Raw genomic sequence first — 11,148 nt, forward strand, 5'->3', positions numbered from 1 at the left:
TTCATGCCAGCACCTTTCGGGTGATCGCATCCGTCCACAGCAAGCCCGCGCACGCGAGGCCGGTGCCGAGCGGGAGCAGGACGGCACCTGCGGCGGAGGTGAGCAGAACACGCAGCGGCGCGGCGCCCATCAGTTGGCCGAGGGCGAGGCCGAGCAGGGGAAGGCCGGCCAGGACAGCGGCGGTAGCGCGGGCGCCTGCCAGTGCGGCGGCGGTTCTGCCACGAAAACGGATGCGACCCTGGAGATCTGCACGGGCCGCGGACAGGAGTTCGGCGAGGGCGAGGCCGTGGTGTTCGGCGACCCGCCAGGCGTCTGCTATTCCGGCCAGCTCGGGGGCCACCACGGAGTCCGGGTGACGCAGACCCTCAGCGCCGGAACCGCCCAGCCGGCTGCGGGCCGCGCTGACGGCGAATGCGCGCGCCGCCTCGCCGCGAGATTCGTGTGCCGCGACCGCGGTGGCGGCGCTCGGGTGCGCACCTACCCGCAACTCCCCGATGACGGCTTCGACCGCGTCGAGCAAGTACGCGCATTCGGCATTGCGTAAGCGGTCGTGCCGAGCACGACGAAGCCGGATCCCGACCGTGCCCGTCACCAGCGCCGCAGCGATCAGCGGACCGATCCCGGCGACCGCTGTCGCGGCGACGCCGATCCCGATGCCGACGCGAAACAGGCTGCTGCGCTGTGGTTTCCGAATGCCGCAGGAAGGAACGAACAGGTTGACGATACGGCGGCGCGCCCTGGGCGCCGGAGCGCTCAACAGCGCGAGCGCCAGACAGGTCAGTGCCACGATCATCGGTCGAGCCGTTCGTCGAGGAGGTCGGCCAGTTCGGTAGCGGCCGCGGCGGGGCCGTGGTCGGCTCGCCAGGCCGCCGCGATGCGGACACGTCCAGAGTCGTCGCGTCGGACGACGCCGATTTCACGCAGTCCGCGAGAACCATCCGCCCTTCGATGCACATGCATCACCACCTGCACCGCGGCGGCGAGCTGGCTGTGCAATGCGGCCCGGTCCATACCTCCCAGCGCCGCAAGGGCTTCCAGGCGCGCGGGCACTTCCTGGGGCGAGTTCGCATGCACGGTGCCCGCTCCCCCGTCGTGTCCCGTGTTGAGCGCGGTGAGCAGGTCGACCACCTCCGCGCCGCGCACCTCGCCGACCACGATCCGGTCCGGTCGCATCCGCAGTGCCTGGCGCACCAGATCGCGCACCGTCACCTCACCGACGCCTTCGACATTCGCCGTGCGCGCGACCAGCCGTACGACATGGGGATGCGGGGGCGCGAGCTCCGCCGCGTCCTCCACGCAGATGATTCGCTCGTCGGGTCCGACCTCGGCCAGCAGGCCGGACAGCAAGGTGGTCTTCCCCGCGCCGGTGCCGCCGACGATGAGGAAGGCGAGCCGGGCTCGAATGATCCTCTTCAGCAGCAGTTTCGCCTCCGGCGCCACCGCACCGGAGGCCGCGAGCGCTTCCAGCCCCTGCGTCGCGGGACGCAGCACGCGCAGCGAAACACAGGTACCGCCGTGCGCCACCGGCGCCAAGACCGCATGGAGCCGGACACCGAAGGAATCCCCCAGCGCTCCTTCCCTTCCTGAGAGTCTGCCGTCGACCCACGGCTGCGCATCGTCGAGCCGTCGCCCTGCCGAAAGGGCAAGCCGCTGCGCCAGCCTGCGCACCGCGGCCTCATCCGGAAAGGTGACCGATGTCTTTCGCAACCCGTTGCCCCGATCGATCCAGACTGCATCCGGCGCGGTGACCAGAACATCGGCGACCTGCGGATCTTGCAACAGCGGCTCCAGCACCCCGGCGCCGGTCATCTCCGTCTGCAACAACCGGAGTGCGCGCAGCAGATCCGTGTCACCGAGGACCCCGCCTGCCTCGGCCCGAATAGCCGCTGCCACCTGCGCCGGATCAGGATCCCCCGCGCCACCCGCAAGACGCTCCCGCACCCGATCCAGCAGCTCGGAACTCACCAAGGCGCTCATCGCAGGCCCCGCCCAGCGGGGGCGCTCAGCACCGCGAGCACGGCGTCTGCCGCGTCGCGGAGCGGGCCGCGGCGGACGGTCAGGCCGCCGCGTTCGAGGCGGGCGGCGAGGCCGGCTTGGGCTCGGACAGCGGCGAGCAGCGGCAGGTCGAGCACCTCGGCAACCTCGTTTCCGCGTAGCCCGCCGGGTGCTGGGCCGCGTACTACCAAGCCCTGGTTGGGGTTTCGCCTACCGATGTAGGCGGCAACCGATTCCGCCGCGGCCATCGCGCGCAGCCGAGCCGGAACTACCAGCACCACGAGGTCCGCCGAGTCGAGCATTCGGTCGGCGTGCGGACCGCGCTCGCCGGATACGTCGCAGACCACCAAATTGCCTGCGGCACGGCCTGCTTCGACGACAGCGTGCACCGCGGTGGGGCCGATCTCGCTCGGCAAGCGTCCGGCACCACCGCGTCCGCAGGACAACACGGCGAGACCGGGGGCCGCCGCGGGCAGCGCGCTGTGCAGTGCCGCCGCTGACACGCGGCCATCCTCGATCACCAGATCGGGCCAGCGCAGGCCTGCGGTCATCTCGATGCCGAGCAGCAGGTCGAGGCCGCCGCCGAGCGGTGCGCCGTCGACGAGCACGGTGTCTCGCCGGAAGCGTTCGGCAGCGGCGCGCAGAGCGGTGGCCGCGGCGAGAACGGATGCGCCCGCACCGCCGCCCGCCCCGGCAAACGCGACGACCACACCGTCCCCCACTCGGTTTTCACCGTACTCAGCAAACTTCTCGATAAGCCCGACCGCGGCGCCGGGGAGCGCGATCACGCGCTCGGCTCCGACCGCTGCGGCGGCCTGCCAATCGCACAGATCCGGCTCGCCGTCGGTCACCAGAACGACCCCGACACGCCGCAGGTATCCGGCCGCCGCGCACTCCTCCGCCATCGCTGTGTCGAGGATCACCAGCGGGGCGCCGGTCCAGGAGTGTCTGCCCATCGGCAGCTCGTTTTCGTCGAGGCCGCGCTCCGCTGCCGCCGCGACGCGGCGCACTTCATCCCGAAGGCGGGTATCGCTGATGAGCACGAGTGCCGGCGGCGTCGTGACCGGCGGTGCAGCTTCGAAATCCATGCAGGTCAGCGTGGTCGAAGCCGAAGCAGTGCAACAGTGGCAATATGCCGAATGTGGATAACTCCGGAGATGTGGATAGATCCGGAGTGGGAGAGAAACGTCCCCTGAATAGAGGACGGCCCCAGCCGGGGGGGGAGGAGGCTGGGGCCGTCGGGTTCAGCCCCGGGGGGTCGGGCTGAACGCGCCTGGACCATGTCCAGGTGCCAGCAATACTACACCCAAGCCCCGGCCACAACGCAAGTCTGACGTCGGAGAACTTTGTGGCTGTCACCGGCCCGGCGTCTCCGGGGCAAACCCGCCGCGAGGCCCCGGAACACGTCCCGCTACCCGCTCAGAATTCGCCTCCGACACGTGCTCGACAGACCAGTTGTGCGCCCCACCGCCGACGAGCACCGGCCGACGAAGTCCACCCCTTTCCGGTGCTCGACGAAGCGAGTACGCAACCACCGCCCGAAGCGCCCGATACCGGACGAAGTCCGTCCGTCACCCGCGCTCGACGGAGCGTATGCGGAGTAACCGCCGAACAGGCGCTACCGGACGAAGTCCGTCCGTCACCCGCGCTTGACGGAGCGTATGCGGAGTAACCGCCTATTCTGAACGGGTGACTGCCGAGGGTGACCGAACCGGGCTTCCGGACCAACAAACCACCGGCGGCGGACGTGTCGCTGCCTTCTTCGATCTCGACAAGACAGTGATCGCGAAATCGAGCACGTTCGTGTTCAGCAAGCCGTTCTATGCGCAGGGTCTGTTGAACCGCCGCGCGGTACTCGAGAGCAGCTACGCGCATTTTCTGTTCCTGCTGTCGGGCGCGGACCACGATCAGATGGAGCGGATGCGCGCCCACCTGACGAGCATGTGCGCGGGCTGGGACGTCGAACAGGTGAAATCCATTGTGGCCGAGACGTTGCACGAGCTGGTCGACCCGCTGATCTACGCCGAAGCGGCCGATCTCATCGCCGATCACAAGATCCGCGGCCATGACGTGGTGATCGTGTCCGCGTCCGGCGAGGAGATCGTCGGCCCGATCGCCGAGGCGCTCGGCGCATCGCACACCGCCGCAACGCGAATGGTCGTCGCGGATGGTCGATACACCGGCGAGGTCGAGTTCTACTGCTACGGCGAAGGCAAGGTCGCCGCGATCGAAAAGCTGGCCGCCAGTGAGGGTTACGACCTTTCGCGGTGCTATGCCTACTCCGATTCGGTGACCGATCTGCCGATGCTCGGCGCGGTCGGCCATCCGACGGCGGTGAACCCCGATCGCAACCTACGGCGCGATGCGCTGGCCAGGGGCTGGCCGACTCTGACGTTCTCCAACCCGGTTTCGCTGTGGTCGCGCTTCCAGACCCCGTCGTCGACCACCCTTGCCGCGACCGCGGTCGTCGGATTGAGCGCGGTGGTGGCGGGCGCACTCAGCTACCGGTTACTGCGCCGCCGCCGCTGAGGTTTAACTGATACACGCTTGCCTGCCGCATTGGCTGCTAGAGAGCCAGCGGGGTACTTGCCGGAGCGTTTGCCGGCACGGCGTTCACGATGCCGCGACCAGGGATTTAACCACGAAACGCCGATGAACACACCGATTATTGAATGTTTTCCCAAGCCTTGATGTGAGGGCTGTCACAGTGTAAAAAGGTAACTACGGAAGGTCGGAAGGCCAAGGCGGAGCCGGAAGAGAAGGTTCAGTCTCCCGTCCACTCTTCCTAGCACGGATGCCAGGTACCCACGCGGAGCGCGCCGCGACAAGGGCAGAAGCGTTGTGGGCCTGCGAAATTCGAATTGTCGACGGCGAGGGCCTCGCACAGGTTGCGGGGATGAACCGGCGGAGTTCGAATTATCGCCGAGGCCGAAAGACCACAACCCACCTAGCACGCTTGGTAACCGGGTTTCCGTGCTCGCGGGCGGTGAGGTCGTTCAACGACAACGCCGCCCGCTTTGACGTGTAGGGGCATGCTGTCCCTGAGGCATCCGCCCGCCGGGCCGAACAGGCGAGGCAATCGCGCGCTGGCCGAACACAGGCGAGGCATCCGCGCGCTGGGCCGAGCGCAGGCGAGGCATCCGCGCGCTGGGCCGAGCGCAGGCGAGGCATCCGCGCGCTGGGCCGAGCGCAGGCGAGGCATCCGCCTATCCCGACGCCGAGTCGGCGATCGACGTGGCCTCGCGCGCGCCGTCCTCGAAAGCACCGCAGCACAGGATCACCCAGCTGCCGACGGCATTCGCCTCTCCCGTGCCGAACCCGGCCGCGGCATCCAGATACGCCTGCCGCCGACGCAGCCAGAACACCTCCGGCACGCCGAGGCTGTGCGGGTCGAGCCCACTGGACACCGCGACAAGCCGGGATGCCGCCCGCGCGACGATGCCGTCGGCCGTGCCGAAGGGCCGCAACGCCAATAGCTCGCCGTGCACCACCGCGGCGACAACCGGGGCGGGCGCGGTCGACCCGAGCACCGTCTGCACCAGTAGGTCGAGCCGTTCGGCGACGCCCGTGTCGGAACGGGGCCGACCGAGCAACGCCTCGTCGGTCACCAGGTCGGCGGCTGCCAGCAGGTGCAGCCGAGCCAGCGCCTGCAAGGGGGCCCGCCGCCAGGTGCCGGCGAGAGTGCGTAGGGCATCGCCGTCCAACGCCTGCCCCACCCGCAGCGACCCGGCCAGGATCGGATCGCCGACCCGGCCGTCGGCGGGCAGTTCGGTCGAACCGCCATCGATCGCGGCGGACGACCGGGCCGCGCGCACCGCGGCCTCGGCGGCGGTGGTCGGCCAGCCGCGCCGGTTCGCCTTGTGCCGATGCACACCTGCGAGCGCGTCGCGGGCCCGATCGGCGCTTTCGCGCACACCGGGCAGATCGACGAGAGGCTGTAGCGGATCGGTCACGGATACGAGGCTAGTTCAGCCGCTCAGCGCGGCTCGGTGCCGGGCGATGGTCTCCTCGATCCCGGTCAGCGCCGCGAGCTGCTCAGGAGTCAGCAGGTCGAGGAAGCGCCGATGCACGGAGGCGAGATGGACCGGTCCCGCCGCTGCCAGCGCCTGCCGTCCCGGCTCCGCGAGCACGACGTCGTCGCCGCGGCCATCACGTTCACACGGCTCGCGCGCGATCAGGCCGCGCCGCTCCATCCGCCCGAGCTGGCGGGACAGGCGGCTGTGCGGCCAGTGCATCCGCGCCGCAAGGCCGCTCACCCGCACGCATTCCTCCTCGGCCGCCATCTCCGTCACAGCGGTGAGCACGTCATAGTCCGGCATCGACAGCCCGGTGCCGGATTCCAGATCGCGGGCGATCTCGGTGTCCACGAGCAGCGGCAGCCGCCGGTAGGCCGCCCAGGCGGTCCGCGCATCACCGGCCGCGCGACGGTTCGATGTCTTGGGCATAGAGCCAGTCTACCGGCTCTTGTTTACATGTAACGAAGTTGCCGATATGGTTTTTGTTACATGTAACACAATTGAAGGGCAGTGCGAGTGACCGGCAATCAGCAGCTCCGCGATGTCAACGAAACCCAGTTGTGCACAGAGAGTTTCGGTGACCCGCAGCGGCAGCCCGCCATCCTGCTCATCCACGGCGCAGGCGAATCGCTCCTGGCATGGGAGGAAGAATTCATCGAGCGCCTGGTGGCAGGCGGCCGCAGCGTGATCCGCTACGACAGCAGGGACGCGGGCCGTTCCGCCACCTACCCGGTGGGCGCGCCGCCCTATGGCCTGCGGGATCTGGTCGCCGACGCCGTCGGCCTGCTCGACGCCCTCGGCCTCGAGCAGGCGCACCTGATCGGTATGTCGCAGGGTGCGGCGGTCGCGCAACTCGTCGCGCTCGATCACCCCGATCGGGTCGCCACGCTGACGCTCGCCTCGTCGACACCCGGCGATCCCGGCCACCACTACCCCGACCTCCCGGAGATGTCCCCCGAACTCCAAGCCTTCTTCGCGGGCGAGGCCGCCGAACCGGACTGGTCGAACCGGGCCGCCGTCGTCGAGTACCTCGTCGAGGCAGACCGACCCTTCACCGCGGCAAGCCTGCCGTTCGACACCGCGGCCCGGCGGCCCAAGGCTGAGCGAATCATCGACCGCGCGAACGACATTGCGGCCCAACTGACCAACCCGTTCATGATCGACCCCGGTGCGCCGTGGCGCGATCGGCTCGGAAAGATCGCCGCGCCGACCCTGGTGCTGCACGGCACCGAGGATCCGCTCTTCCCGATCGGGCACGGTAGAGCCCTCGCCACGGAGATTCCCGGCGCCCGTTTCCTCGCGCTGGAGCACACCGGCCACGAAATCGCGCCACGGGCACAATGGGATTCGGTTGTCGCCGCCATCCTCGCGCACACGTCCTGATCCGTCACCCGCGGAGTTGGCCGCGCTGATCGGCGCGGTGGCCGACTCCGCGGGTGACGGCGGCGCTCACCCCGCCAGCAGGTCGCGACCCGGAATCGCGTCCAGCAGCCGCCGGGTGTACTCCTCTCGTGGATTGTCGAAGACCTCGTTGGTGGTGGCGGCCTCGACGACCTTGCCGTTCTGCATCACGAGCACATCGTCGGCGATCTGCCGGACCACGGCCAGGTCGTGGGTGATGAACAGGTAGGACAGCCCGAGCTCCGCTTGCAGATCGTTGAGCAGCTTCAGAATCTGGGCCTGCACCAGCACATCCAGCGCGGAGACCGCTTCATCGCAGACCACCACCTCCGGGGAGAGTGCCAGCGCACGGGCCACGGCCACGCGCTGACGCTGACCACCGGACAGCTCGTTCGGATAGCGGCGCATCACCGTCGACGGTAGCGAAACCTTGTCCAGCAGTTCCCGTACCGTCGCTTCGCGTTGCTTGGACGTGCCGATCCGGTGCGTGCGCAACGGCTCCTCGATGGTGCGGTAGATCGAGTACATCGGATCCAGCGAGCCGTAGGGATCCTGGAAGATCGGCTGCACCCGGCGGCGGAACGCAAAGGCGCCCTTACGGTCCAGCTTCGCGACCTCCTTGCCGTCGAACGTCACTTTCCCGGACGTCGGCTCCAGCAAGCCGAGAACCATCTGCGCGACAGTGGATTTGCCGGATCCGGACTCACCGACGATGGCCGTGGTGGTACCGCGCTTCAGCCGGAACGACACCTCGTCGACCGCGATGAAGTCCGACGACTTCCACGGCGCGCTACCGCGAATCTTGAACGCCTTGGTCAGATTCTCCGCGACCACCACATCATCGGAGACCGCCGCCGACTCCGTGTCGGCCGCGGCCGCCTCCTCCGCGACCTGAACGGCCTGTTTGCGTATCTCGATGCGCTCACGCACCGAGGACAGCCGCTGCGAGGCCAGCGAGGGCGCCGAGTTCACCAGCCGCTTGGTGTACAAATGCTGTGGTTCACGCAGAATCTGTAGCGCGGGGCCGGATTCCACCACCCGACCGCGATACATCACCACCAGGTGCTCGGCACGCTCGGCGGCCAGACCGAGATCGTGGGTGATCAGCAGAACCGCCGTGCCGAGTTCGCTGGTGAGCCCGTCGAGATGGTCGAGGATCTGCCGCTGCACAGTGACGTCGAGCGCCGACGTCGGCTCGTCGGCGATCAGCAGTTTTGGCCGGCACGCCAGCCCGATCGCGATGAGCGCACGCTGGCGCATGCCGCCGGAGAATTCGTGCGGATACTGGTTGACCCGGCGTTGCGCGTCCGACATCCCCGCTTCCTCCAGCAGTTCGATCGCCCGCTTCTTGGCGGCCTTGCCCTTGGCTATCCCGTTGGCCACCAATGTTTCCCGGATCTGGAACCCGACCTTCCACACCGGGTTGAGGTTCGACATCGGGTCCTGCGGGACCAGACCGATGCCGCTGCCGCGCACAGCGACGACATCCTTCTTCGACGCCTTGGCGAGGTCTCTTCCGTCGAAGAGGATCGAGCCGGAGGTGACCTGTCCGGTGCCGGGCAGCAGATCGATGATGCTGTGCGCGGTGGTGGTTTTCCCGGATCCGGATTCACCGACGATCGCCACGGTCTGACCCGGATACACCGACAGACTGACGTCGCGGACCGCCGGAATCCGCTTGCCCTCGGAACTGAAGCAGACGTTGAGATCTTCGATCTCGAGCAGTGGTTTATCGGACATCGCCGCGGTCACCTCTTCCTGGCCTTCGGATCGAGCGCGTCCCGCACCGCGTCGCCGAGCAGGATGAAACTCAGCACGGTGAGCGCCAACGCTGCTGCGGGATAGAACAGGATCGGCGAACCACCGCGCAGCTCGTGCTGATTGGTGTTGATATCGGAACCCCAGGACACGATCGTGCGCGGCAGACCGACACCGAGGTAGGACAGGGTCGCCTCGGTGACGATGAACGCGCCGAGCCAGATGGTGGTGACCACGATCAGCGGTCCCGCCGCATTCGGCAGCACATGACGCAGCAGGGTCCGTATTCGGGAGACGCCCAATGCTTTTGCCGCCGTGACGTACTCGCTGTTCTTGGCCTCGATCACCGCACTACGCGCGATGCGCGCCGCCTGCGGCCAGGTGAACGCGGACAGAATCAGGATGACGGTCCAGATCGTCCGTGAATCCAGCAGCTGCATGACGACGATCGCTGCGAGCATCAGCGGAATCGCGTAGAAGATCTCCGCGATCCGTGACACCACCGAATCGAGCAACCCGCCGTAGAAGCCGGAGAGCGCCCCGAGCGTGCCGCCGAGGAACAGGAACAGCGTTGTCGCACCCAGACCGGCCATCACCGAAGCCCGTGCGCCGTAGACGGTTCGGGTGTAGACGTCACAGCCCTGTTTGTCGAAGCCGAACGGATGGCCCGGCCCACCCGGGTCCATGCTGAAATCGCCGTTGCAGTAGCGCGGGTCCTGATCGCTGAACAGTCCCGGCCACAGCACGACAACCGCGATGAAGACGATCAGCAGCGCGGCGACGATGAAGATCGGATTTCGGCGCAGCTGCCGCCATGCGTCTTGCCAGATGCTGGTCGGCGAACCGGATTCGTCGACCTGGTCGGTGGCGAGAACCTCCACCTCGTCGGGCGGCGCGACGAAGTGCTGCTGCCTGTCCGGAACGTGTTTATCGAGGTCAGGCATATCGAATCCTCGGGTCGAGCGTGGCGTAGAGCAGGTCGATGAGCAGATTCGAGATCAGGAAGATCACGATGAGGACCGTCACGAAGGAGACCACCGTCGGTGGTTCTCCACGCGTAATCGCCTGGTAGAGCGTGCCTCCCACGCCCGGAATATTGAAGATGCCCTCGGTGACGACAGCGCCGCCGATCAGGGCGCCGAGGTCGGCGCCGAGGAAGGTGATGACCGGGATCATCGAGTTGCGCAGAATATGCACGGTGACGACACGGGGTCTGCTCAGCCCCTTGGCGGTCGCGGTCCGCACATAGTCGGCGGACATGTTCTCCGCCACCGAGTTCCGGGTCAGCCGGAGCACATAGGCGAACGACAGCGAGCCGAGCACGATCGCCGGGACGAGCAGTTCGCCGATGCTCGCCTTGCCGGTGACGGTCACCGGCGCGATGCCCCATTTCACACCGAGCAGGAACTGGGCGAGGAAGCCGATCACGAAGATCGGCACCGCGATGATGACCAGGCTGACCACCAGCAGGGTCGAGTCGAAGAGCCTGCCTTTGCGCAGACCCGCGATCAGTCCGAAGATGACGCCGAAGACGCCCTCGATGAGGACCGCCATGAGCGACAGCTTGATCGTGATCGGGAAGGCCCGCGCGAGCTCGTCGCGTACCGGCCTGCCGGAGAAGGCTGTGCCGAAGTCGAGCGTGAAGATGCCCTTCAGATACAGCAGGTACTGCACGAAAAACGGGCGGTCGAGATGATAGCGGGCGCGAAGTTGGGCTTCCACCGCAGGCGTCATCGGCTTATCGCCTGCCAGCGCGTGGATCGGATCGCCCGGAACTAGGAAGACCAGTGCGTAGATGAGCAGCGTCGCCCCGAGGAACACGGGGATCATTTGAAGCAGACGCCGCACGACATACCAGGCCATTTCGTCTCCTGGGTGAGCGGCGGGGGGGGGGGGGGGGGGTGGGGGGGCGCGCGCGGCCCGCCGGGCCGTGGCGTTGTTGACGACGTCGAACAGACCGGGGCGCCGCCGTTCGGCG

10 protein-coding genes are annotated in these 11,148 nt (G+C 67.9%); 2 read left to right on the top strand and 8 right to left on the bottom strand.

What is annotated here, in order from left to right:
- Position 1: 1 nt before the first annotated feature.
- From ACFU4Z_RS29520 to ssd, 3 genes are read right to left on the bottom strand one after another with little or no spacing between them, the layout of a single operon-like run.
- Positions 2 to 793: a type II secretion system F family protein gene (locus ACFU4Z_RS29520; protein WP_379069250.1), complete on the bottom strand. Its 792-nt coding sequence runs from the start codon at positions 791 to 793 to the stop codon at positions 2 to 4.
- The gene (locus tag ACFU4Z_RS29525; RefSeq protein WP_379069254.1) at positions 790 to 1,977 is read right to left on the bottom strand and encodes a TadA family conjugal transfer-associated ATPase; all 1,188 of its coding nucleotides are present in this window, start codon (positions 1,975 to 1,977) and stop codon (positions 790 to 792) included. The genes ACFU4Z_RS29520 and ACFU4Z_RS29525 overlap by 4 nt, the downstream gene beginning before the upstream one ends.
- Positions 1,974 to 3,083, bottom strand: coding sequence for a septum site-determining protein Ssd (ssd, locus tag ACFU4Z_RS29530; protein ID WP_379069256.1), 1,110 nt, complete (start codon positions 3,081 to 3,083; stop codon positions 1,974 to 1,976). Before ssd ends, ACFU4Z_RS29525 begins: the two co-directional genes overlap by 4 nt.
- Positions 3,084 to 3,684: 601 nt before the next feature.
- On the opposite strand from ssd, the gene ACFU4Z_RS29535 reads away from it, so the two are divergent.
- Complete coding sequence (locus tag ACFU4Z_RS29535) at positions 3,685 to 4,524, top strand: HAD-IB family hydrolase (RefSeq protein WP_379069259.1); 840 nt, start codon at positions 3,685 to 3,687, stop codon at positions 4,522 to 4,524.
- 677 nt (positions 4,525 to 5,201) lie between these two features.
- On the opposite strand, the gene ACFU4Z_RS29540 is transcribed toward ACFU4Z_RS29535, so the two are convergent.
- Both ACFU4Z_RS29540 and ACFU4Z_RS29545 read right to left on the bottom strand, forming a co-directional pair.
- A complete protein-coding gene (locus ACFU4Z_RS29540) occupies positions 5,202 to 5,948 on the bottom strand; it encodes an oxidoreductase (protein WP_379069263.1) in 747 nt (248 codons plus the stop codon).
- Between the two features lie 15 nt (positions 5,949 to 5,963).
- Positions 5,964 to 6,440, bottom strand: a complete 477-nt coding sequence (locus ACFU4Z_RS29545; protein ID WP_379069266.1) for a MarR family winged helix-turn-helix transcriptional regulator — start codon at positions 6,438 to 6,440, stop codon at positions 5,964 to 5,966.
- A gap of 87 nt (positions 6,441 to 6,527) precedes the next feature.
- On the opposite strand from ACFU4Z_RS29545, the gene ACFU4Z_RS29550 reads away from it, so the two are divergent.
- Positions 6,528 to 7,394, top strand: coding sequence for an alpha/beta fold hydrolase (locus tag ACFU4Z_RS29550; protein WP_379069269.1), 867 nt, complete (start codon positions 6,528 to 6,530; stop codon positions 7,392 to 7,394).
- 66 nt (positions 7,395 to 7,460) lie between these two features.
- Here the strand turns inward: ACFU4Z_RS29550 and ACFU4Z_RS29555 are convergent, their stop codons facing one another.
- Genes ACFU4Z_RS29555 through ACFU4Z_RS29565 form a run of 3 tightly spaced genes read right to left on the bottom strand, consistent with a single transcriptional unit; the run spans position 7,461 to position 11,033 of the window.
- Complete coding sequence (locus ACFU4Z_RS29555; RefSeq protein WP_379069272.1) at positions 7,461 to 9,152, bottom strand: dipeptide ABC transporter ATP-binding protein; 1,692 nt, start codon at positions 9,150 to 9,152, stop codon at positions 7,461 to 7,463.
- An 8-nt stretch (positions 9,153 to 9,160) separates the two neighbouring features.
- Positions 9,161 to 10,114, bottom strand: a complete 954-nt coding sequence (locus ACFU4Z_RS29560; RefSeq protein ID WP_379069275.1) for an ABC transporter permease — start codon at positions 10,112 to 10,114, stop codon at positions 9,161 to 9,163.
- The gene (locus ACFU4Z_RS29565; protein ID WP_379069340.1) at positions 10,107 to 11,033 is read right to left on the bottom strand and encodes an ABC transporter permease; all 927 of its coding nucleotides are present in this window, start codon (positions 11,031 to 11,033) and stop codon (positions 10,107 to 10,109) included. Before ACFU4Z_RS29565 ends, ACFU4Z_RS29560 begins: the two co-directional genes overlap by 8 nt.
- Between the last annotated feature and the right edge of the window lie 115 nt (positions 11,034 to 11,148).

It is taken from the genome of Nocardia sp. NPDC057440 (assembly GCF_042802915.1).
In the GTDB taxonomy this organism is placed as follows: domain Bacteria; phylum Actinomycetota; class Actinomycetes; order Mycobacteriales; family Mycobacteriaceae; genus Nocardia.

Excerpts from the sequence above, each read along its gene's own strand:
- ACFU4Z_RS29520 (WP_379069250.1), bottom strand. The coding sequence starts at position 793 with ATGATCGTGGCACTGACCTGTCTGGCGCTCGCGCTGTTGAGCGCTCCG.
- ACFU4Z_RS29545 (WP_379069266.1), bottom strand. The coding sequence starts at position 6,440 with ATGCCCAAGACATCGAACCGTCGCGCGGCCGGTGATGCGCGGACCGCC.
- ssd (WP_379069256.1), bottom strand. The coding sequence starts at position 3,083 with ATGGATTTCGAAGCTGCACCGCCGGTCACGACGCCGCCGGCACTCGTG.
- ACFU4Z_RS29555 (WP_379069272.1), bottom strand. The coding sequence starts at position 9,152 with ATGTCCGATAAACCACTGCTCGAGATCGAAGATCTCAACGTCTGCTTC.
- ACFU4Z_RS29525 (WP_379069254.1), bottom strand. The coding sequence starts at position 1,977 with ATGAGCGCCTTGGTGAGTTCCGAGCTGCTGGATCGGGTGCGGGAGCGT.
- ACFU4Z_RS29560 (WP_379069275.1), bottom strand. The coding sequence starts at position 10,114 with ATGCCTGACCTCGATAAACACGTTCCGGACAGGCAGCAGCACTTCGTC.
- ACFU4Z_RS29565 (WP_379069340.1), bottom strand. The coding sequence starts at position 11,033 with ATGGCCTGGTATGTCGTGCGGCGTCTGCTTCAAATGATCCCCGTGTTC.